Annotated in this window: 17 protein-coding genes; 8 read left to right on the forward strand and 9 right to left on the reverse strand. The window is 49.5% G+C overall.

What is annotated here, in order from left to right; translation table 11 throughout:
• Positions 1-186: 186 nt before the first annotated feature.
• Both BOC67_RS21435 and BOC67_RS21440 read right to left on the reverse strand, forming a co-directional pair.
• The gene (locus BOC67_RS21435) at positions 187-2,160 is read right to left on the reverse strand and encodes a putative porin (RefSeq protein ID WP_291913447.1); all 1,974 of its coding nucleotides are present in this window, start codon (positions 2,158-2,160) and stop codon (positions 187-189) included.
• 18 nt (positions 2,161-2,178) lie between these two features.
• The gene (locus BOC67_RS21440) at positions 2,179-3,000 is read right to left on the reverse strand and encodes a purine-nucleoside phosphorylase (RefSeq protein WP_291913449.1); all 822 of its coding nucleotides are present in this window, start codon (positions 2,998-3,000) and stop codon (positions 2,179-2,181) included.
• 163 nt (positions 3,001-3,163) lie between these two features.
• Here BOC67_RS21440 and sucC point away from each other — a divergent pair, with 163 nt between their 5' ends.
• Positions 3,164-4,378, forward strand: coding sequence for an ADP-forming succinate--CoA ligase subunit beta (gene sucC / locus BOC67_RS21445; protein ID WP_291913451.1), 1,215 nt, complete (start codon positions 3,164-3,166; stop codon positions 4,376-4,378).
• An 81-nt stretch (positions 4,379-4,459) separates the two neighbouring features.
• Here sucC and BOC67_RS21450 read toward each other — a convergent pair whose 3' ends face one another.
• The 3 genes from BOC67_RS21450 to BOC67_RS21460 form a co-directional block, all read right to left on the reverse strand.
• Positions 4,460-5,626: a thioredoxin family protein gene (locus BOC67_RS21450; protein WP_291913454.1), complete on the reverse strand. Its 1,167-nt coding sequence runs from the start codon at positions 5,624-5,626 to the stop codon at positions 4,460-4,462.
• A gap of 331 nt (positions 5,627-5,957) precedes the next feature.
• Positions 5,958-8,234, reverse strand: a complete 2,277-nt coding sequence (locus BOC67_RS21455; RefSeq protein ID WP_291913457.1) for a transglycosylase domain-containing protein — start codon at positions 8,232-8,234, stop codon at positions 5,958-5,960.
• Positions 8,235-8,421: 187 nt separating this feature from the next.
• Positions 8,422-11,466: a tetratricopeptide repeat protein gene (locus BOC67_RS21460; protein ID WP_291913459.1), complete on the reverse strand. Its 3,045-nt coding sequence runs from the start codon at positions 11,464-11,466 to the stop codon at positions 8,422-8,424.
• Between the two features lie 411 nt (positions 11,467-11,877).
• Between BOC67_RS21460 and BOC67_RS21465 the strand changes: the two genes are divergently transcribed.
• The 5 genes from BOC67_RS21465 (at position 11,878) to BOC67_RS21485 (ending at position 13,934) form a co-directional block, all read left to right on the forward strand.
• A complete protein-coding gene (locus BOC67_RS21465; protein ID WP_291913462.1) occupies positions 11,878-12,162 on the forward strand; it encodes a hypothetical protein in 285 nt (94 codons plus the stop codon).
• 152 nt (positions 12,163-12,314) lie between these two features.
• A complete protein-coding gene (locus BOC67_RS21470; RefSeq protein WP_291913464.1) occupies positions 12,315-12,701 on the forward strand; it encodes a polymer-forming cytoskeletal protein in 387 nt (128 codons plus the stop codon).
• Entirely contained in the window at positions 12,664-12,915 is a 252-nt protein-coding gene (locus BOC67_RS21475; RefSeq protein WP_291913467.1) for an AtpZ/AtpI family protein, read from the forward strand. Before BOC67_RS21470 ends, BOC67_RS21475 begins: the two co-directional genes overlap by 38 nt.
• Before the next feature lie 77 nt (positions 12,916-12,992).
• Positions 12,993-13,298, forward strand: coding sequence for a hypothetical protein (locus BOC67_RS21480; protein WP_291913470.1), 306 nt, complete (start codon positions 12,993-12,995; stop codon positions 13,296-13,298).
• 3 nt (positions 13,299-13,301) lie between these two features.
• Positions 13,302-13,934: a SprT-like domain-containing protein gene (locus tag BOC67_RS21485; RefSeq protein WP_291913473.1), complete on the forward strand. Its 633-nt coding sequence runs from the start codon at positions 13,302-13,304 to the stop codon at positions 13,932-13,934.
• A gap of 54 nt (positions 13,935-13,988) precedes the next feature.
• Here the strand turns inward: BOC67_RS21485 and BOC67_RS21490 are convergent, their stop codons facing one another.
• The 3 genes from BOC67_RS21490 to BOC67_RS21500 form a co-directional block, all read right to left on the reverse strand.
• Entirely contained in the window at positions 13,989-14,918 is a 930-nt protein-coding gene (locus tag BOC67_RS21490; RefSeq protein ID WP_291913475.1) for a M20/M25/M40 family metallo-hydrolase, read from the reverse strand.
• An 84-nt stretch (positions 14,919-15,002) separates the two neighbouring features.
• A complete protein-coding gene (yidC, locus tag BOC67_RS21495; RefSeq protein ID WP_291913478.1) occupies positions 15,003-16,850 on the reverse strand; it encodes a membrane protein insertase YidC in 1,848 nt (615 codons plus the stop codon).
• Positions 16,851-17,080: 230 nt separating this feature from the next.
• Positions 17,081-18,730 carry a CTP synthase gene (locus tag BOC67_RS21500; RefSeq protein ID WP_291913480.1) on the reverse strand — a complete coding sequence of 550 codons (1,650 nt, stop codon included), beginning with the start codon at positions 18,728-18,730 and terminating at the stop codon, positions 17,081-17,083.
• Between the two features lie 418 nt (positions 18,731-19,148).
• Between BOC67_RS21500 and BOC67_RS21505 the strand changes: the two genes are divergently transcribed.
• Entirely contained in the window at positions 19,149-19,667 is a 519-nt protein-coding gene (locus BOC67_RS21505) for an acyl-CoA thioesterase (protein ID WP_291913483.1), read from the forward strand.
• 70 nt (positions 19,668-19,737) lie between these two features.
• Here BOC67_RS21505 and BOC67_RS21510 read toward each other — a convergent pair whose 3' ends face one another.
• The gene (locus BOC67_RS21510) at positions 19,738-20,394 is read right to left on the reverse strand and encodes an HD domain-containing protein (protein WP_291913485.1); all 657 of its coding nucleotides are present in this window, start codon (positions 20,392-20,394) and stop codon (positions 19,738-19,740) included.
• Positions 20,395-20,526: 132 nt separating this feature from the next.
• On the opposite strand from BOC67_RS21510, the gene BOC67_RS21515 reads away from it, so the two are divergent.
• The gene (locus BOC67_RS21515; protein ID WP_291913488.1) at positions 20,527-22,107 is read left to right on the forward strand and encodes a hypothetical protein; all 1,581 of its coding nucleotides are present in this window, start codon (positions 20,527-20,529) and stop codon (positions 22,105-22,107) included.
• Positions 22,108-22,114 lie beyond the last annotated feature (7 nt).

Raw genomic sequence — 22,114 nt, forward strand, 5'->3', positions numbered from 1 at the left:
CCCGATTGGCGAATGCAATCGAAGCTCCGGTTATTTCAAAATTAGTTGGGTATATATTAGGTTATTGATATATAAACGTCGGTAACCATTTGATGGCAGGCGGAATATTAGCTGTTTAAATAGTTGGGGGAATAACCGCCAGGCTCGCGCCTAAGTTATTAACCTCCCCCTCACAAAGCAAAACCCTTAGTTAATAAACCACCACCTGATCCCCAACCTGAAATCAAAATTATTATACGGATACAACGGCGCCGCATAATTACTCGTCGCAAACAACGTATTCAAATTCTCCGCCCGTACAAACGCAGAGAATGACTTAATACGGAAATGCACAAACGCATCCAGGTCAGGCGCCTGGTATTTGATTTTCTGGGATTTCTGGTACACCCACTGCCCCATCAGCGGCGAATAATCATCCGCATAATAAGCCGTGTTATAACGGAATTCAATACCCGTCATTAAATTCAGGTTGGTAAACAGCCTTTTCTCAAAGGCCAGCCGGTTACGGGTCCAAAAAGAGGGAACATTCATCGGCCCGTCCCCATGCACTTGCTGGAAGGCTACATCCACGTACCAGCTAAACGGCGAGAAGCTGAATTTCTTGCTAAACACCACCTGCAGCAGGTTAAACAACGAGCCGTACTGCGCGCTGTGATAATAATCCTGCATATAAGTATAGTTCGTAAACAGGAAATAGTTCACCGCCAGGTTGTATTTCAGCTTTTTATTATCCGCCGCAAATTGCAGCTGCGTAATATTTTCCTTGTTCAGTGATTCATTATACCACGTAGTCCGGTTACTGTTGAAGTACTTGTAAACATAGGAAGGCTCCCGGTTTACGTTACTCACAGAAAGCTTCACATCCCCCAGCAACTCATTCAGGTGCCGGCGGAGCATACCGCTTACGCTGTAATCCCCGATGTTCTGCCCCGCAAGGTAAAATTCCCCTTTGGCAGAAAAATCCCAGCGCTGATTCTTGGTCTTGTTCCTGTATTCCCCATGGAGAGCCAGGTTGCTGAAGTTAATATCCGCATCCAGGAAAGTCCCCTGCCAGCTCTCAAAGCGGGCGCCCACGTTAATAAAGTGCCCCAGGTTGCCACGCACGGGAAACTGCACCAGCGAGAGGTCGTTCGATAACAACTGCCACTGGTGGCGGGCAAAAATGGAAGAATCCTGCGCGCGCACCGGGATGTTGTAATGCAACGGGTAGAACGCCGTATCCGGCAGGTTATCCGTAAACTCGTACTTGCTGTTCTGGAAATTAAAGGTGTACTGCACCCTGAAAATCGGGTCGTATTTATAATAATCCGTAGTATCGTTTATGTGAATCGTATCCCCCCGGCCCCAGTCGTACTGCTGCTGAAAGAGGAAACCCGTTTGCCTGTACTGCGACTTCACCGGGATGCTGGTCGTAAAGAAGTTATACGACGAGGAATTGTCGTTACCCAGGTTGACCGGGATGGTTCGCCTGTTGTTGTAATTGGAATTGTGCAGGAAGGAGTCGCTCCGGATCCCCCCGTTCTCGCCGCCCTGCAGGTTGTTATGATACAGGTCCATATAGGAATTGGCCCGCTTGTTCTTCGACTGGTACCTGGCCGTGAGGCGATAGGTATTGTGGTTGGTGGTCTGGGATTTATAATATCCCGGCGCATTTACCTTCCGGTAGTCAAAAAAGAAGTTGAACCGGTTCGTACGGTTCTGGGTATGCTGTACGCCCAATACCTGCTCCTGCTTACTGCCCACCAGGTAGTTCATCTCCGTGTAAGGCCGGGTAGTGTTGTAAAAGCGGGCATTCTCGTGGGAGAGGCCGTAGATATCATACGCATGAAAGCCGGCGTCGAAGCCAGCTTTCATAAAAGGCGAAAAAATCAGGTTACGGGCAGCACCGCCGCTGTTGCCGGTAGTCATGTACGACCGCGGCACCTTCAGGTACTGCATATTGAAATCCGCTATAGACGAGTCTATAGTGAAGTCAGTAGGCTCGCCAAGGTAACGGTAGGTGAGCGTCAGCGTGTCCGGCTCTTCTTCATGGCGGCCCGTATCGCTGGTCATTTTGCCGCCTCCGCCGCCGCCCATATTCCCAAAGCGGTTGGTATTGAACTGGGCCATCAGCTGCTGTCCGCCTACCAATAGCAGGATTGTGATAATAAGAAATCTCATCCGAAAATGACAATATGTTTATAATTGCCCGATTAATTCACTAAAGATAAGCGTCAGTTTTGGTTCAGCCGCATGTGCCGCTTCCAGCACCTCCTCGTGGGTAATGGTATTTTCCTCCTCGCGGATGCCAATGTCCGTAATCACGCTCATGGCAAACACTTTAAGGCCGCAATGCGCCGCTACAATCACTTCCGGCACAGTGCTCATCCCTACGGCATCGCCGCCGATGATATGCATGTATTTATACTCCGCGCGGGTTTCGAAGGTAGGCCCCTGCACGCCCACGTACACGCCTGAATGCAGGTCGATCTGGTTCATGGCGGCAATTTCCACGGCGCGGTAAATAAGGTCTTTATTATAAGGCTCGCTCATATCCGGGAAACGGGGGCCCAGCGTATTGTCGTTTGGCCCGCGCAGCGGATGCTCCGGCTGCAGGTTGATGTGGTCCCGGATGATCATCAGGTCGCCCACGCTGAAATCAGGATTCATCCCGCCGGCAGCATTGGAAATAAACAACGCCTTGATGCCCAGCGCGTTCATCACCCTCACCGGGAAGGTCACCTGCTTCATGGAAAACCCTTCATAATAGTGGAAACGGCCTGCCATCGCCACTATCGGCCTGTCGTTCATAAAGCCCAGGATCAGTTTCCCGGAATGCCCTTCCACAGTAGACACCGGGAAGTGCGGAATATCTTTATAAGGGATCTCAATGGGATCTTCGATGTCTTCTACCAGTCCCCCCAGTCCACTACCCAGGATAACGCCGGCTACGGGTTGTTCCTCCCAGAATTTGCTGATATATTCACTCGCTTCCCTGATCTGATCTTTGAGTTCGCTCATATTCTATTTTTCGTTAATTCGATAATTTTTTTACTAATAGCCGCAAAATATACTGCAATATCGTATTACGGCGTAACCGGCGCAAAGTTATTTTTTAATTCACAAATGACTCCGTTTTATATTTAAATCATAATGACCTATTTTAGCGGCAAATTTTATTCCGATGAACTTACACGAGTACCAGGCTAAAGAACTGTTGAAAAAATATAACGTACCGGTACAGGAAGGCATTCCGGTAGAAACTCCTGAAGCGGCCGCCGAGGCTTACAAGCAATTGAAGGTTACTTATGGTAATGAATTTGCTGTTGTTAAAGCTCAAATTCACGCTGGTGGACGCGGTAAGGGTAAAATCCGTGGTACTGAGCAGAGAGGTGTGGCAGTAGGAAAAAATGCTGAAGATGTTAAAACCATTGCCGGCAACATCCTGGGTGGTACCCTCGTTACCATTCAGACCGGCGAGGCTGGTAAAGTGGTAAACAAAGTACTGGTAGCGCAGGATGTATATTATCCCGGCCCTAACCCGGTAAAAGAATTCTATCTGTCAATCCTGTTGGATCGCGCTAAAAGCATGAACGTTATCATGTACTCCACCGAAGGAGGTATGGATATCGAAGAAGTAGCTCATAGCACGCCTGAAAAAATATTCAAAGAGTGGGTAAAACCAAACATGACCCTGCAGCCATTCCAGGCGCGTAACATCGCGTTCAACCTGGGCCTGAGCGGCGAGGCATTCAAAAACATGGTGAAATTCGTGACCAACCTCTACAACGCATACGTTGGTCTGGATTGCAGCATGCTGGAAATCAACCCGCTGTTCAAAACCAGCGATGAGAAAATCATCGCCGTGGATGCGAAAGTAAACCTGGACGACAACGCTTTAATGCGTCATGCGGACCTGGAAGCTATGCGCGACATCACGGAAGAAGATCCTACCGAAGTAGAAGCAGGTAAATACAACCTCAACTTCGTGAAACTCGACGGTAACGTAGGTTGTATGGTAAACGGCGCCGGTCTGGCAATGGCTACCATGGATATGATCAAACTGAGCGGCGGCGAGCCGGCTAACTTCCTGGACGTAGGAGGTACCGCCAACGCGCAAACCGTAGAAGCAGGCTTCCGTATCATCCTGAAAGATCCTAAAGTAAAAGCGATCCTCATCAACATCTTTGGTGGTATCGTTCGTTGCGACAGGGTGGCACAGGGTGTAATCGATGCCTACCAGTCCATCGGCACCATCAACGTACCTATCATCGTACGTCTGCAGGGTACCAACGCCGCTGAAGCTAAAGAACTGATCGAAAAATCAGGTCTGAAAGTACAGTCTGCCATCCTCCTGAGCGAGGCGGCTGACCTGGTAAACAAAGCTGTAAGCGCTTAATCTGAAGGTTATTCACCCGATATAATGTAAAAAGCCCCGTATCAACCTGATACGGGGCTTTTTTTATGCGTTGCCTCAATATTATAATGCGGCTATCTTTCCGTTCAGGCTTTTAACCATCCCCGTTAGGTTCATCATCTCCGCCTTGGCCACCGCCCATTTCAGGTACTGCTTAACGGTGTCCCTGTCCGTATCTCCAAACACATACGCCACACTGTTCAGCAGTTCCAGGCTCGTTTTTTCGTTCACGGCAATTTTGGCCCATTGGAGGTACAATGCCTTCAGCGCCGGATCCTTCGCAATCTCCTGGCTGCCATAGAAGTAGGCCATCCGCAGGTTGGTGGTGTTCATGTCCTTATTGGCCACGGACCATTCCAGGTAAGCTTTCAGGTTTTTTGTCTGCCTGAAAATATACCTGAACGCAAATTCCGCCTTAACGGAATCCCAGTCCCCTCCAGGTTTGTATGCTGCCTCGTACTTTTTCAAAAAGGCCTCAAATGCTGCCGGGTCGTACGTATTACCCTTCAGCTCCTTCATATCTCCCCCCATCACCCTGGCCATAATACTCTGGTTTACATCCGGACCATACATTTCCTGGTATTTCACGCGGTTTTCCAGGTAATAACTCCTGTAATCCGCCGGCAGTTCACGGATCAGCGCCATGGCTTTCACCGTCAGCTCGGCCGTTTTATCCTTTTGCTTAGCCAGGAATTCCAGCAGCACGGAGTCCGCAGGCAGCTCCCGCTTCTTGTTGTACAGCCCCTGGTACCAGGCCGGCCCCTCTTTCTTTACATAATTGGCAAACCCATAGAAAAACTTGCCATTCCTGTAACGGTCCGTCGTTTCCTTCAGGAAATTCAGGAACCTGTCCGCATCGTTATAACCGATGCCCACATTCACCAGCTTGCCTTCCGGGGAAATGATCAGGTAAGTGGGAAAGCCGTGCAGCAGGTAACGGGAGCAGAGGTCAAACCCGAACTCCTCCTTAAACACGTCAAACCCGGTGTTGATAAAGTTTTGCTCCATGTAGGCCCGCACCTCTTTCCCGGGAAATACCTTTACCTCCATTTCTTTACAGGCATGGCATCCCTCGAAATAAGTGTCTACGAAAATGGGCTTTTGCTCTTTCTTTGCTCTCGCCAGCAGCTCAGTCCAGCTGGCCTTGATAAATTGCGTACTATCCTGCGCGAAGGAAGCCAACGGCAGAAAACCTGCCAGCAGCAGGGTGTGGATGGTTTTTTTCATCATTCTTCTTTTTAATGGTGGTTTTGTACCGGTGAAGCTAAGAAATCCCCCTGACATGCGCTAACCATTCAAGGATGACCGGTTTGTTTTAATTTTTTTAGGGAGATGATAATGCCGCGCCTCCCGGAGCCACCGTTAACAGAACACTTCCCGCGCCAAAATATGCCCACGCAACGGGGACTTTTTTTGGCAACGGGGTTCCGTTCCAACGCAAAGCAAAAAAACCGCCGCAAGCCATCCCCCCGCAGCGTCTACCCTATAAAAAGCTTCAGGGATAAAACCAGCGTGCATAGCGCTCGTTCTATCCCCGAAACCAGTCATTATCACAAAATACTTACTGTTCCTTTTTTGGCATCACCGCTTTAGGCTGCGGCGGCGTAGCCGGCTTGTTCTCTTTCTGCTCCTCTTTCTTAGGCGCCGGCTTTTTCTCCTCCGGTTTGTCCGCCCCCGGTGTGGCAAAATCATCGCCATAGCCGGAAGCGTCAATGTAATCCTGCTCGCTGCCGTTACCAGTGTTTTCCGCTTCGGCGCCCGGCGCTACGTTGGAATTGAAGTCCTCATAGCTTTCATTGGCCATGCTCGCAGGCATGATAAATTTATCGTTCGGAGAAATTTTCAACGTCGGATCCGCATGCACCTTCTGCATGAAGTAAGCCCAGATAGGCAGGCCCGTGTTGGCGCCCTGCCCCATGGCCGTGGTGGAGAAGTGGATGTAGTTGTTTTCGCAACCTACCCATGCACCCGCCAGTAACTTAGGCGTATAACCAATGAACCAGCCATCCGTATTATCGTTGGTGGTACCGGTTTTACCGCCGATCTCGCCCTGGATGTTGTAACGGAAACGCAGGCGCGCCGCCGTACCGCCCGGGCCAGTCACCCCTTCCATCATTTTCACCATGGTATAGGAGTCATGTTCGCTGATCACCTCGCGCTTCACCGGCGCAAAGGTTTCCAGTATATTGCCGTAACGGTCCTCGATGCGGGTAATGTAAATCGGTTTGGTATTGATACCCCGCGCCGGGAACATCGTATAGGCGCGCAGCATTTCGTACAGCGAAAGGTCTACCGCGCCCAGCGCAATGGAAGGATATGGCTCAATCTTAGGCGTAAAGCCTACCTTGTTTTTCACGAAGTCTGCAAAGTTCTTTGGCCCCAGCTGCTTGATCAGGTAAGCCGCTACCAGGTTGAGCGACTTTGCCAGCGCGCCCGCCATGGTAATGGAGCCGCCGGTGCTGCCCTCGGAGTTTTTAGGGCTCCAGCCGTCGATGGTAATCGGTTCGTTCGGCAGCATCGTATATGGGGAAAAACCGTTCATGATCGCAAAGCAATACAGGAATGGTTTAAAGGTAGAACCCACCTGGCGACGTGTTTTAGCTACGTGGTCGTTTTTGAAATACCTGAAATCAGGACCGCCTACCCATGCTTTTACTTCCCCGCTTTCAGGGTCCATGGCCATGAAGCCCGCCTGCAGGATGGTGCGCATGTATTTGATGGAATCCATCGGCGTCATGATGGTATCGATATCGTTCAGATCCGGATCGGTAAAGCTGTTCCAGCCAAATACCTTCATCCGCACCGGCGTGTTGAAAGCCTTGGCGATGGCGGCATCGTCAGCCCCGTCCTCTTTCATTTGCTGGTAGCGGTCGGATTCCTGCATGAAGTTGTTCAGCTCCTTCTGCCAGTTTTTCCACACGCTGCCGGTTTTGATATTGTTCTGGCCGAAGAGGGATTTCTGCAGGGTTTGCAGGTGATGGCGCACCGCCTCTTCCGCATACAGCTGCATGCGCGGGTTGATGGTCGTATAAATTTTCAGCCCATCACGGTAAAGGTTATACTCCGAACCGTCCGCCTTCTTGTGGTTGGCGCACCAGGCTTTCATTTCATCGCGCAGTACTTCCCTAAAGTATGGCGCCAGCCCTTTGTTGTGGTCAATTTTATTATAGTGCAGTACAATCGGTTTGCTCTTGGCGGCTGCAGCTTCCGCAGGAGTGATAAACTCATTTTCCACCATGTTGTCGATCACCGTATTGCGGCGGCTCAGCGCCATCTGCGGGTTGCGGCGCGGGTTGTACAAGGTGTTCCCTTTCAGCATACCCACCAGGATGGCAGCTTCTTCAATGGAGAGATGACCGGCATCTTTACTGAAGAAGGTGCGCGCGCCGTTTTCTATACCGTACACGTTATCCCCGAAGGAAACAGTGTTTAAATAAAGTGTTAAAATTTCCTGCTTGGTAAAATTCCTTTCCAGCTTAATGGCGATAATCCATTCCTGCAACTTCTGGAAGGCGCGACTGATGGGATTGGTAGCTCTTTTTTTGCCCAGCGCATCCGCCTGCAGGTTCAGCGCCAGCTGTTGGGTAATGGTACTGGAACCGCGTTTTTTACCGATCAGTAAATAGAAAGGAATGGCGAAAGTACCCTTGGCATCAATACCGGAGTTATCGTAAAAGCGACTTTCCTCGGTGGCTATCAATGCATTGATCACGTTTTTTGAAATCTCGTTATAATCGCTGCTGGAGCGGTCTACCTGGTAGTATTTACCTAAAATGGTACCGTCATCGGCAATCACCTCCGCAGCCAGGGCGGCCCGTGGGTTTTCCAGTTCTTCCATGGAAGGCATATTACCTATCACACGGAAGTTTATAAGTAATACCAGGAGAATAAAAAATGCTAAGACCCCAAATGCCACTCTCCACAATATTTTCACCGATTTTTTCATGCGCGTTCTGATTTGTTTAATGGCTAACCCAGTTATGGGTTGACCGACAAAGCTAATGGAAATTTCGGGATTTGTATAGTTACTCGGTCACGTAGTTGTCGGCAAAGAACTTACGGTAACCGGCCAAATCCTTGGTACTGTTTAGTAATATGAAGTTGTCCCGGGAGATGACGAAGAAACTGTAATCCGTTGGCCTGATCCGGGGGATGATGTTGTTGGACGCTGCATCCCTGATTTCATCGAAGTAGGCCAGGGCCTTGTCTTCGTTAGGGAATATCCTGAAAATCAGCATGATATCATTTGGCGTAAGCACGAAGCTACCCACCTCAATTTTATCTGACGGATGTTTGGTGGCGTTGTAACGGGTAAACTGGCTCAATCCTTCATCCATCAGCTCTTTGGACACCCGGTCGAACGACAGCACCACGAAAAACGGGTTGTTGGCATCTATCTTATAAGGCGTCACCGGTTTCGGCGGCGCAATTACGTTTACCGGCGCAGGTTTGTTGCCCGTCAGGCCGGCAGCCACCTGGATGCTGTCCGTCTTCACTTTGGCTGTGTTTACCTTATCGGCAAACACCGGCTGTGGGTTCTGCCATGGATATCGCATCGTCACATCTTCATCCACCAAAGGCGTGCCATCGGCGTTCTTCTTCACTTCCAGGGCTACTAAATAATTATAGAGCTCTTTTCGCTGTTTGAGCGCAGCCATCAGCGATTGCGCCTGGCTAAAGATGGCGGAATCGGCGGCGTATTTATTCATTACATACTGCACGGCCGCCTCGGAGCGGTTAACCGTGTCCGTTGCAAAGCTGGTATCTGTCTTTACCGTGATCATGGCCTGCAACAGGTCGAATTTAGGTTGCAGGTAGTTCAGGCCATAAACGGAGTCCACCATGGCGCGCATGGCAATAGCCCCGGCGTAGTTGCCGTTGCGGAACGCCGTATAGGCGGAGTCGTAAGCCTCGCGGATCGCCTTCTTTTTACCGGCGTCGATGTCTTTCAAACCGCCAAAGCGGATGATATCCGCAAAATTCGTTTGTCCGTACTCGTTAAGCACCTGGTTTTTATACCTGTTGGCTACGTCTGTCCTGTTTTGTTTGCCATTCCATACATACAGGGAGTATAATACCTCTGCCTTGCGCGGATGGGCCGGGTATAACAGCAGCAGGGAGTCGTAGGTTTCTATAGCCAGCGGTGCGTTGTCGAGTTTATCATAATAGAGTTTACCGAGGTCAAACCAGGCGTCCTCGCATTTGCTACGGGACGCGCGCAGCTGCTCCGGCGTGAGGGGCAGGCCGGCGGCCAGCACTTCGGCGCTCATACTGTCCGCCGGTACGGCAGGCTTGGCGTCTTCGGCGGTGGGCGCGTTGAGCATTGGCGCGCCATTGTTCCCGGCGGCGATATTGGCGGCGCCGGTCTGGCTTCTTCTCCAGTTATCAGCCAGCTGGCGGTTCCCCCAGCGGCGGCGGAACTCGGAGTACCCGGCGGATTTGGTAGCTACATTGTAGAAATACCAGTCGCCGTTGCTATCCCCCTGGGGGGAGAAAGCGCCCGGGCCATTATTTTGCAGGGTGCTGCCGGCAGTATAGTTTTCGCTGTCCGCGCCTTTATTCTTTTTCTCGTTCTTCTTTTTATCGGCCGCCTCCTGGCGGATGGTGGCCGCCATTTTAGCGAGGAAGATGTTCCGGTCGGATTCCGGCATCGTTGCGATGCGTTGCAGGCTATCTTCCCGGCGAATGAGCGCCACGCGGGCAGCTACATCGCCCAGCACATTTTTGCGGGTGTTTACCAGCGCATAGTCCACAAAATCCGGCGTCATGGTGCCGGCAGTGCTGTCGTAATATTTTTTTGCTTCGGCGTAGTTACGCTGATCGTAGTAGATGTCTGCAATGCCTTTGTAGGTGATGGTGCGCTGTACCCTGTTTTCGCTGGGCACTTTGAGCGACTTCTGCATATACCCCAGGGCCGCCTCGGGGTCCTTTGGATAGGATATGGAACCCATGGTGTAGAGGATACCATCGCGGTAAGGTTCAAATTTCTGCTTCTTCAGCATGTGACGGAGGGCGTCGATGCTTTCCTGCGGGTTGCCGCCCTCGCGGGTGGCGTTGAGGCGGGCAATCTGCACCCTTGCCTGGAAGTCCATCATCGGATCAGGCCGCTGGCGGATCACGCCCCTGAACTGGTCAATGGCGGAATCAGGCTGGTTTTCCAGCGCATACAGCTGCCCGAGGATGAATGACATCCTCGCTTTGGCCACCCTGTCCCTGCTTTTATCGATGGCTACCTGTAAAGGCGAAATGGTTTCGTGGTAGCGGCCCTGTATGTAGTTGCTGTAGGCCTTTACTTCCGCCAGGGAGCCTTCGAGGCGCTTCGGAAATTTAGGATCGTTGGAAAGTACGTTCAGTAAGGCTTGTACTTCATCGTAATCTTTCAGTTCCAGCAGCGTGCGCGCACGCCATAAGAAGGCATCGTTACGGGCGCGCTTATGACGGAAAGGCGCGAGTACGCCTTTTGTATTTTCTTTGGAGGAAACGGAAATCTGGTCATTTTCCGTAGCGCCTACAACGGTTTTATATTCCTGCTTGCTTTTAGGAGCGAAGGCCAGGTTGGTGTACTGGAATGTTTTGTTGGCGTTTTCGAAATCTCCTTCGTAGAAGTAGGCGCGGCCCATCAGCACATAACAGTCAGGTATCCACTTGCCGCGGGGGTCGTGGAGTTGAATGCCGGTGGAAGCTTTTTCTATTACGGAATCCAGTTCACTTTTGCTCGTGTTCTGGTTTTTGGCAGTAAACGGATAAAAAGGCAGCAGCACATTGTAATTGTCCTGCCCCTGCCGGTTTACGGAGCGTACGACCCTGTCCAGCTTGGTGCGGGCATGGAAGTAATAGTTATAGCGGGTGGCCAGGTTTTGCCAGAAGGCGCGATAGAGGGTCCAGCGCTTGTTTTCCAGCATGATCTCTGCGGGAGTACGCCTGTCCTGAACTTTCGGTTCTTTTGGTTTAAACAAAGGATTAGCCTGGGTAGTGCTACCCTGTTGATTGCTTTGCCGGGCATTATTTTGGGGCGGGCGCTGCGCCTGGTTGCGGGGCTGATTTTGCGCCCAAACCGCTGGAACTCCCATGCACACTAAAAAAAGTAAAGCAAAATATCTTCGTAATAACTTGATGCAATTCATGGATGCCAGGGTGTATAGGCTTTATTATATAACTTCCGGAAATAAAAAATATTTTAAAGATACTACAAAAATGTGGAAATTCTGACAATCAGCCAACCTTTAATACACTGATTATCAGCGGCAAAAAAGCCCTTTCCGTGGGGAAAATTTTCTTCCATCCCTGTAGATACCAGAATACGAAAGAACAAATAAAACAAATATGATTAACTTTAGCCGCCTGAAAACGAAAAAATTGCAATGGCAAGGAAGGGGAATAAAAATAAAAGAAGGAATTTAGAGAAGCTCAGTCATAAGTATCGCCTGGTAATTATGAATGATGAAACCTATGACGAAGTAACGTCATTCAAACTATCCAGAATGAGTGTTTACATCGCATTGAGTACCCTGTTTGTATTATTGGTGGCTATTACCGTAGCTACAATAGTATTCACGCCATTGCGTTATTATATTCCCGGTTATGGCGATCTAAAGCAACGCAAGGAATTTATACACCTGAAAATGCGTGCGGACTCCCTCGAATCAGCCGTGAATGCCCGTGACAAGTACCTGGACAACATCAAGCAAGTGATCAACGGGGAATTTACCGGCAAGCTGGATACAACGATGATGAAAGTGCCCAAAGTAGACGGCAGCACTTATTAGTAGGAAGGATTTATTTGACTATCAATTGATATTGAAATATCAATAAATCTCGGAATATTTAATTTATTTTACATCGTTTTAACTTTCAAACCTGAAAAACCTGAAAACCTATGTTTAATAACAGTTCAAAATCTAAGGGTGACAGCAAGAGCATGTTGCCTTCTTCTACTATCAACATTATTGGAAGCGGCACCAGCATCCAGGGAGATATCGTATGCGAAGGCGATATTCGTATCGATGGTCAGGTAAATGGCCTGGTATCCACCAAAGCGAAGATAGTAGTAGGGCCGGAAGGAGATATTACCGGAGATCTTATTTGTCAGAGCGCCGATATTCTGGGTAAAGTAACCGGAATCATCAAAGTGGAAGAATTATTGTTCCTGAAAGGGAATGCACATGTGAAAGGTGACGTGTACACCGCACATTTCGAGATGGAGCCTACCGCCAAATTCAATGGCCGTTGCTACATGGGCGATGAACAGCCGGAAGAAACTCATAAACATGGAAGATCAGTCCTCACAGAAGCCGAAGCAGAATAAGCCCGATAAAAATAATAACAACAACCTGGGCACTATTATGCGTTACGCGGGCCTGGCGTTCCAGATGATGGCTACGCTGGGGCTTGCCGTTTTCATCGGGTACAAGCTGGACCAAAAGATTGGCTGGCGGGTACCAGTTTGCTTAATCGTTTTTTCTTTAGGGGGTTTAGTCGTAACTTTGCGGCAAATTTTAAATGACACCCGCAGGAAATGAGCGACAGATTTTTTATTAAGTTAATTGGCCTCTTCGGCATTATCAATCTAATTCTTTTAGCGTTTAAATCCAGGTTGATGGACATCAACGCACATTTTTATGTACTGATGATCGGCAACCTGGTACTGGCGCTAGTATCTGTTTTATCCAGCAGATCCAGCATCAAAAGCCTTCAATCTACCAACCACAACGCATTTATCAGAGCTGTTTACGGCGCTACGCTGAGTAAGTTAATGATCTGCATTATTGGTATCCTGGCATATGTACTTGCCTACAAACCAAACATTAGCAAGCCAACTGTATTTATTTTATTGGGAACATACCTGATCTACACACTCTTCGAGGCCGTGAGCATGTCTAAACTTGTAAGACAAAAGCAATAACACTTGAAAAAAGAGGCGCCATTGCATGCATTAGCGGCCTATCTGCCAGATGGCACTTTTGAGCCGGTAATGGAGTTCATCAGACACTTTAAAGTACACCTGACTATCACGCGTGAACGCGCCAGCATCCTCGGCGATTACCGCCACCCGGACGGGCACGGCAAAGGGCATCGTATCAGTATCAACGGATCACTGAATAAATACTCTTTCCTCATCACGCTGTTACATGAACTGGCGCACCTGACCACTTTCAATAAGTTCGGCAACCGCGTTGCCGCGCATGGAAAGGAATGGAAAAGTGAATTTTCCTGGATTTTAAGCGGATTTGTAGGAAAAAACTTCCTGCCCCCGGATGTAGAACAGGCCGTGCGCCAAAGCATGGCCAATCCTGCTGCGAGTTCCTGCGCAGACGAAGACCTCATGCGCGTACTCAGCCGGTACGACCGTAAAAAAGAAAATCATTACCTCGTTGAACAACTCCCGCCGGGCCAGCTGTTCCGCACCAAAGACGGCAGGGTTTTCCGCAAAGGAGAACGTATCCGCAAACGGTACCGCTGCGAGGAAGTAGCCACGAAGCGACTCTATCTTTTCAGTCCCGTCTATGAAGTGGAGATAGTAACCAACGAAAATAATTAAACGGCAGCGGGTGTATCCAGTATGGATACACCCGCTGCTTTTTTATACGACTGATTATTTTACTTCGGTATATTTTAAGGTGGGGAGATGCATAGCCCTGTTAATCAACCGTATTTCCAAACGGATAATCTGCTCTTCTGATTGTGCCTGGAGCTTCGGCGCATCGTCGGTGGGTTTATGGTAATCATCATGCCCGCCGGTATGGAAAAATAATACCGGCACCTGGTGCATGTAAAAGTTATGATGGTCCGACGCGCCCTTGCCCGCTGCATCCGTAAAGAACTTTATGCCCGGCTGCGTTACGCCTTCAAATACCTGCGGCCACTCCGCTGCCGAACCATATCCGCCAATACCAATACCCCTTTCCGGATTATACCGGCCTATCATATCCATGTTGAGCATGAAATGCACGTCAGCCAAAGGCTGCAGGGGATGGTTCGTATAATATTTGGAACCCTGTAAGCCCAGCTCTTCCCCGCCGAAAGCGATGAAGAGAAAATTAAACGGCTCCTTCTCCCTGTTTTTAGCGTAGTAACGCGCCAGCTCCAGCAGGCCGGCCACGCCGGAGGCATTATCATCCGCGCCGTTATGTATCTGGCCTACGGGATACTTGCCGTCGAATAAGCCGGCAGTGCCCAGGTGATCGTAGTGCGCCCCGATAATGATCGTACGTGCGGCGCCGTTATCCAGGAACCCGATCACGTTGCGGCTCGGAATATTTTTGTGCGCATTGCGGTCGAAGGTAAAATCCTGGAAATAACTGCCGTTGTTAATAGGTTGCAGCCCCAGCTTGCGGAATTGTTTGGCAACAAAATTACTGGCAGTGATGCTGCCTTTTTCCGCAGTGCCTCTTCCTTTCAGCTTGTCGGAAGCAAGGTAGTTCACTGTTTTCTGAATCCGTTTGGCAGAAGGTAAGGTATCCTGCGCATGGGCACTTGCCAGCAAACCCAATGCACATAAGCCTGTCAATAAACGCTTTTTCATACTGCAATTAAATAAATAAAAAACAGAAGGCTTCCGTAAGGGAAGCCTTCTGCTAAAAAATATGACTGAATTGTTCAGAAAATATTACTTCTTATTGCGCTGGTTCTGCTGCATTTCAGCCTGGCGCTTCTGCATTTCTTCCAGCTTCTCCTGCCATTTGGATTTCTGTACAGGTTTCTTTTTGTTCTCCTGGATCTGCGCGTGGATCTTCGCTTCGTTGATAACGAATTTCTGGATCACGAACTGCAGGATGATGGAGATCAGGTTGGACAGGAAGTAGTAGAAGGTAAGCGCCGCTGCGGTTCTGTTGAAGATACCGAGGAACATCAGTGGCATTACATATGGCATATACTTCATTACCGGGTTGCTCTGATCCGCCATGCCACGGTTGTAGAAAGCCAGCATGAAGCTGGTAGCAGTCATCAGCAGGGTAAATAAGCTCACGTGATCGCCATAGAACGGAATGTTAAACGGCAGGTGCGCGATAGAATCGTAGGTAGACAAGTCAGTAGCCCACAGGAAGCTCTCCTGGCGCAGCTCAATGCTGGACGGGAAGAAGCTGTACATCGCTACCAGGATCGGTAACTGTAACAGGGCTGGCAAACAACCTCCGAGCGGGTTTACGCCGGCGCTCTTGAAGAGTTTCATCTGCTCTACCCCGAAGGTTTGCTGATCATCGCCGTACTTCGCTCTCAGTTCATCAATCTCAGGTTTCAGCACTTTCATTTTAGCCTGGGATACATAGCTCTGGTAGGTAAACGGAGCAATGATCAGGCGGATGAAGATGGTGAGGAGGATAATGATGATACCATAATTGTGGATAAATCCGCTGAGGAAGTTAAACACCGGGATGATGATCCACTTGTTCACATACTTCACGAAAGCGAAGATGCCGGAACCCAGCGGAATAATTTTTTCCAGGCCGACGTCAAAGGATTTCAGCGTTTTATAGTGGTTAGGACCGTAGTAGATTTCAATAGGGAAAGTGAAATCCGCGGAACGGTCGTAAGGAATTTGCAGCGTGGTATATGTCTGCCCAACGATGTTGGCGCTCTCCGGCACTTTGGTGTTAATATCCGCGCTGGCGAAATCGCCTTTCTTGGCAATCAGTGTAGTGTTAAAGAACTGCTGTTTTACGCTCACCCATTTCAGACCGTTATCCAGTTTTTCGTGGGAAGTACGTTGCAGGGTGAAGTAATCATGCTTGTCCTTATTGGTCATGTAGTGCACCTGGTTGTTCAGGCGTTCGTTCTGCATGTCCAGCTCCTGCTTGTCGTTCTGGGAATTCCATTGCAGGGTCAGGAATTTCTGGCCGCCTGGGAGGATGTTCTGGAAACCAACTGCGTGGATATCGTAATCCACTACATAGCTGCCTGGTTTCAGCAGGTACACGAATTCGAGGTAAGCGCCCGTAGCGGAAGACAGGCGGTAAGAGATGGACTGCTGATCGCCCGCAAGTTTTTGCGGCGTGCCGGCTGTGAAGAACAGGTCAGCGCTTTGCAGTGCTTTATTTGCATTGGCAGGCACTTCAACGGACAAGCGGTTAAAGGAACCGTTTGCCAGCATCAGGGGTTGACCGTCATGTGTTTTGAATGCTTTCAGCTGTACGGATACAGGCTGACCACCTTTATTAGAGAAAGTAATTTTTACAACGTCATTTTCCAGAACGGTAGTTTGCTCGGTACCTACAGCAGCGGCTGCAAATACGCCATATTCTCCTGAGAGCTGTGCCTGATGGGCTGAATCGAGCTGAGTACCAGCCAGGTTAGCTACTGTATCAGTAGGCACCGTCTTTGGCTTGTTCACGAGGGCGATGGAATCTTGTATGGCCTTTTCTCTGGCTGCATTTTGCTGCTGTTTATTATTCAGGAAGATGTAACCAACCAGCAACACGCCTAACAGTAAAAAGCCAATAACCGAATTTCTATCCATGAAATGCAATTAAAATTTAGGCAGCAAAGGTAATCCTTTTTCTGGCAAAGCCCATAAAGCGCCCCTTTTGCGGCCGCTTTTTTTGAAGATTGTTTATTAAAGAATTGTTAAAAGGGCTGCCATCCTGCTGCCGGCATGATAAAATAAAGCCGGGTAAAAGAAAGGAATCCTTTTACCCGGCCAGCATACTATCTATATAAATAAATATTATTATATATAGCTATTGCTTATTATTTCGCTACGGCTTCTTCGCTCATTTTTGTTTTACCGTTTTTGCTTTCCGCGTAAGCTTTGGCAGCGGCAATAAACGCTACAAAGATCGGAGAAGGACTTTCCACGGTGCTTTTCAGTTCAGGGTGGAACTGGGAGCCTACGAAGAAAGGATGGTTAGGCAGCTCAATCATTTCTACCAGCCCGGTATCCGGGTTTTTACCGGATGGGATCATACCGGCATCTTCAAATGCCTGCAGGTATTCGTTATTGAACTCGTAACGGTGGCGGTGTCTTTCGCTGATCATGGTGCTACCGTAAATCTGCGCTGCTCTGGAGCCTGGCTGCAGTTCGCAGGCGTAGGCGCCGAGGCGCATGGTACCACCTTTGGCGGTTACTTTTTTCTGCTCTTCCATGAGGTTGATAACCGGGTGAGCGGTATCAGGGTTCATTTCCACGGAGTGCGCATCTTTCCAGCCGAGTACGTTGCGGGCATATTCCACCACGCTCATTTGCATACCCAGGCAGATACCGAAGAAAGGCAGGTTGTTTTCGCGGGCATACTGAATAGCGGTGATTTTACCTTCGATACCACGGTGGCCGAAGCCCGGCGCTACCAGCAAACCATCGAGGTTCTTCAGCTTCTCGCATACATTTTCAGGCGTCAGGTGCTCGGAGTGGATGTTTTGTACCACTACCTTGCAATCGTTAACGGCGCCGGCATGGATAAAGGACTCCAGGATGGATTTGTAGGCATCCTGCAATTCCACGTATTTACCGATCAAACCGATGGTCACTTTGGATTTGGGATATTTTAATTTATCCAGGAATTCGCGCCATTTCACCAGTTCCGGCTCTTTTTCGATAGGCAGGCCCAGTCTTTTCAGCACGGAAACGTCCAGTTTTTCGCGCAGCATTTCCAGCGGCACTTCATAAATGGTCGGACAGTCGTTTGCTTCAATTACAGCATCCACCTGCACGTTACAGAAGAGGGCGATTTTCTTTTTCAGATCGCGGTACATCGGTTCTTCCGTACGGCAAACGATGATATCAGGATGTACGCCATACTCGCTGAGCAGACGTACGGAGTGTTGTGTAGGCTTGGTTTTCAGCTCTTTCGCTGCGCGCAGGTAAGGGATCAGCGTCAGGTGTACCACCAGGCAATCCTGCTCGCCCAGTTCCCACTGCAGCTGGCGAACTGCCTCAATGTAAGGGAGCGATTCGATGTCCCCCACGGTACCACCCAGCTCTGTAATGACGATATCATATTTACCGTCTTTACCGAGCAGCAGGATGCGGCGTTTGATTTCATCGGTGATATGAGGGATAACCTGCACGGTTTTACCCAGATATGCCCCTTCCCTTTCCTTATTGATCACTGTTTGGTAGATGCGACCGGTAGTCACGTTGTTTGCCTGAGAAGTTGGGATATTCAGGAAACGCTCGTAGTGTCCCAGATCGAGGTCGGTTTCGGCACCATCTTCGGTTACATAACATTCCCCGTGTTCATATGGGTTTAATGTTCCCGGATCCACATTGATATACGGATCGAACTTCTGAATAGTCACTCTAAAGCCGCGTGCCTGCAATAGTTTAGCCAGCGAGGCGGCTATAATTCCTTTACCCAAAGAGGAAGTAACACCTCCCGTTACGAAGATATATTTTGCCATAAAAACTAAAATTCTGCTAAGAATACTTGACCTATAATGGGGGAAGTGCCGGACTGCTTTTGGTGTGTTACCTGTCAAGTAAACTACTTCCGAAGGTCATGCAAAGTTACACAAATTTGCTTCGCACCCAAGTTTTTATCTTGATTTGACACCCGGCGGACGATCCCGCCGGCTGAAATTCGCCACGGCTAATGCATGCCGGGATTGAATTCCGTAAGATTTTGATAAACACAAAAATTATGCGCACTGCAAACGTATATCATTCAAAAATTACAAGTAAAACAAGCGAATATCATAACCATACAGGAGGGTCAGGTAAACAAAATTTAAAAATTGTACCTTAACAAAATACTATCTTTCATAATACAACAGCGCAATAGATCTTATATCGTAAATTTGCGTCCGAAATACATTAAAGATGACTTTAACGCCTAAACGAGCGCAGGACTCCCTGATCCAAATGACAGAGCTGGTGCTTCCCAACGATACCAATACTTTCGGTAACCTCATGGGTGGACGCCTCATGTACTGGATGGACATCGCCGCTGCGCTGTCGTGCATGAAACATTGTGCCGCACCCGTTGTAACCGCTTCTGTAGATAATATCTCCTTCGAGAATCCCATTAAGCTGGGCAATGTGGTACACATTGAAGCCAAAGTGAGCCGCGCTTTCAATACTTCCATGGAAGTACACATGCGCGTATGGGGAGAGGACCCGGTACAGCAATACCGCTATAAATCCAACGAAGCCTTCATGACCTTCGTGGCGCTGGACCCTAACGGCAACTCCCGCCCGGTGCCTGCCATCACGGTAGACACAGAGGAGGAAAAAAGATTATATGATGGCGCCCTGCGCCGCAGGCAGCTCCGCCTGATCCTTGGCGGAAAAATGAAACCCGAGGATGCAGAGGAACTGAAAGCGCTGTTCGCTATTTAATACCTTATAAAAAAAGGATCGCCCCGGGGCGATCCTTTTTAATTATCTAAACCGGTATCCCGGGAAAAATTTATATCTCTCCCTCCCACTCCCCATAAAACTGCTGCAGGTACTGCTCCATAAAGGCGTGCCGCCGCTCCGCCAGCTGCCTGCCGGTAGCGGTGTTCATTTTATCCTTCAGCAAAAGCAGTTTCTCGTAGAAGTGATTGATGGTAGGCGCTGTATTATTTTTATAATCTTCCTTACTCCTGTTTAATACCGGCGGAATTTCCGGATCGTAGAGCGCCCGGTTTTTAAATCCGCCGTAGTTGAACGCCCTGGCAATACCGATGGCCCCGATGGCGTCCAGCCGGTCCGCGTCCTGTACGATACCCAGCTCGGTCGAATAGAATGCGTTTTCATTATGCCCTCCTTTAAAGGAAATATACCGGATAATGTTTTTCACATGTTCGATCACTGGCTGCGGCAAAGCCAAACTTTCCATGAAAGCCCCGGCTTTGGCGGGCCCGATCTCTTCATCGCCGCCATGGAATTTGGAGTCGGCAATATCGTGCAGCAAGGCCCCCAGTTCCACCACCAGCAGGTCCGATTGCTCCGTGGCCGCAATATGCCTGGCCTGCTTCCATACCCGGTAGATGTGCCACCAGTCGTGCCCTCCCTCTGCGTTTGCCAGTTCCTGTTTTACAAATTTTACTGTCGTTTCAATGATTTCCCTGTGCTGTTCCATGGAAATAAAGATAGGATATTTGAGATTTTTGGCATATTTTCGGGCTCCGATTCCCCTTATCTCCGATAGTTTTAACCACCTTCTATGCTAACCGCAAGCTGAATTTCATTAACTGAATGACACTCTAACCTCATGAAGAAGTATTATCCCTTTGCCATTGTACTTGCCGTACTGTGTTGTATAGTGGTTGTCCTGGAATTTTTAACCCTCCGTAAAACCAATGGCGTGCTCAGCTACCCGCTGGATGATGCATTTATCCATATGGCGGTGGCTAAAAACGTGGCCCTGCATCACATCTGGGGCCTGTCCAATGTGGAATGGGTTTCCTCCTCCTCTTCTGTGCTGTTCACCATTTTGCTCAGTACCGCTTTTGCCGTTTTCGGACTGTCCCCTGCGTGGCCGCTGATACTCAGCGCTACCGGCGCCGTGTTGCTGCTGCTGGAAATGCAGCGGGAGCTGAACCGGCATACGCACTTATCCACACCCCGCAAAACTATTACCATGCTGGCTACCATGCTGGTGGCCCCGCTTCCGTTCATGACCATACTGGGCATGGAGCATAGCCTCCAAATGGCCCTGACCCTCATATTTGTACACCGCTGCGCTACACGGCTGGAAAATAATCAGCTCGCGCTCAGCGACTGGATGGCGCCGGCACTCTGGGGGGCGCTCATGATCTCCTGCCGTTACGAGAACGCCTATACGGCGTTTGTGGTATGCTGCATCCTGGCGCTGCGCAAGAGCTGGAAAACCGCGTTCGTACTGGGTATCATCAGCATTTCGCCGGTGGTGATCTTCGGCGCGGTGATGGCGGCCAAAGGCGGGTACTTCCTGCCCAACTCCCTGATCCTGAAAGGGAAAATGCAGCTGATACGCCTGCTCAATGATACCGTTTCGTTCCTCGAGATCACGAGCGTGATCAGCGGCCTGTTTGTAATCACCGGTTTGGTGGTAGCGGAACGTTTCCGCAGGAAGCAGTTTGACCGCGCGTTTTATGTGCTGACGATCAGTTTCTTCAGCATTATCCTCCACTGTTGTTCGGCAGCCGCCGGATACCTCTACCGGTACGAGGCCTATTTGCTGGTAATGACCTTCTTCCATCTCACTATCCTATTTATGGAATGGTGGTCGCCTGACAAACTCAAAGAAAGGGCGAACTGGCTGTACATCTTCACTTTCGCCATATTCCTCTGCAACCTGGTACCACGCGCCGCCAATTCCCTGCCGCATGCGGTGCGCTGCAGTAAAAATATTTATGACCAGCAGTACCAGATGGCGCTTTTCCTGAAACAATATTATAATCACCATACCATTGCGGCCAATGACGTAGGGGCTATCAGTTACCTGGGAGATATCCGGACCCTCGATTTATGGGGCCTCGGGAGTAACCAGGTGACCCGCGCCAAACTCCGGAAGGAATATACCCCCGAATACGTTCACCAGCTGATAGACAGCAGCCAGGCGAAGGTGGCCGTTATATACGAAGAATGGTACCTGCCGGGCGTGTATAAGAACTGGCATAAGGTCGCTTCCTGGGAAATTTCCAACAACTACATCTGCGCTTATCCTACCGTGTGCTTTTACGCTACGGTAGCGGAATCCGCCGAGGGCATGTACAAAAACCTGAAGGCGTTTGAAGCGCAGCTGCCGCGGGATGTGACCGTGAAATATTTCTATAACCAGGACAGTACTTCCGCACTGGTGCAGCGTTAAAACTTTT

The organism is Chitinophaga sp. CB10 (assembly GCA_001870995.2).
Classification (GTDB): domain Bacteria; phylum Bacteroidota; class Bacteroidia; order Chitinophagales; family Chitinophagaceae; genus Chitinophaga.

Excerpts from the sequence above, each read along its gene's own strand:
- BOC67_RS21470 (WP_291913464.1), top strand. The coding sequence starts at position 12,315 with ATGTTGCCTTCTTCTACTATCAACATTATTGGAAGCGGCACCAGCATC.
- BOC67_RS21505 (WP_291913483.1), top strand. The coding sequence starts at position 19,149 with ATGACTTTAACGCCTAAACGAGCGCAGGACTCCCTGATCCAAATGACA.
- BOC67_RS21490 (WP_291913475.1), bottom strand. The coding sequence starts at position 14,918 with ATGAAAAAGCGTTTATTGACAGGCTTATGTGCATTGGGTTTGCTGGCA.
- BOC67_RS21500 (WP_291913480.1), bottom strand. The coding sequence starts at position 18,730 with ATGGCAAAATATATCTTCGTAACGGGAGGTGTTACTTCCTCTTTGGGT.
- yidC (WP_291913478.1), bottom strand. The coding sequence starts at position 16,850 with ATGGATAGAAATTCGGTTATTGGCTTTTTACTGTTAGGCGTGTTGCTG.
- BOC67_RS21435 (WP_291913447.1), bottom strand. The coding sequence starts at position 2,160 with ATGAGATTTCTTATTATCACAATCCTGCTATTGGTAGGCGGACAGCAG.
- BOC67_RS21440 (WP_291913449.1), bottom strand. The coding sequence starts at position 3,000 with ATGAGCGAACTCAAAGATCAGATCAGGGAAGCGAGTGAATATATCAGC.
- BOC67_RS21450 (WP_291913454.1), bottom strand. The coding sequence starts at position 5,626 with ATGATGAAAAAAACCATCCACACCCTGCTGCTGGCAGGTTTTCTGCCG.
- BOC67_RS21465 (WP_291913462.1), top strand. The coding sequence starts at position 11,878 with ATGAGTGTTTACATCGCATTGAGTACCCTGTTTGTATTATTGGTGGCT.
- BOC67_RS21515 (WP_291913488.1), top strand. The coding sequence starts at position 20,527 with ATGAAGAAGTATTATCCCTTTGCCATTGTACTTGCCGTACTGTGTTGT.
- BOC67_RS21475 (WP_291913467.1), top strand. The coding sequence starts at position 12,664 with ATGGAAGATCAGTCCTCACAGAAGCCGAAGCAGAATAAGCCCGATAAA.
- sucC (WP_291913451.1), top strand. The coding sequence starts at position 3,164 with ATGAACTTACACGAGTACCAGGCTAAAGAACTGTTGAAAAAATATAAC.
- BOC67_RS21480 (WP_291913470.1), top strand. The coding sequence starts at position 12,993 with ATGGACATCAACGCACATTTTTATGTACTGATGATCGGCAACCTGGTA.
- BOC67_RS21455 (WP_291913457.1), bottom strand. The coding sequence starts at position 8,234 with ATGGAAGAACTGGAAAACCCACGGGCCGCCCTGGCTGCGGAGGTGATT.
- BOC67_RS21460 (WP_291913459.1), bottom strand. The coding sequence starts at position 11,466 with ATGGGAGTTCCAGCGGTTTGGGCGCAAAATCAGCCCCGCAACCAGGCG.
- BOC67_RS21510 (WP_291913485.1), bottom strand. The coding sequence starts at position 20,394 with ATGGAACAGCACAGGGAAATCATTGAAACGACAGTAAAATTTGTAAAA.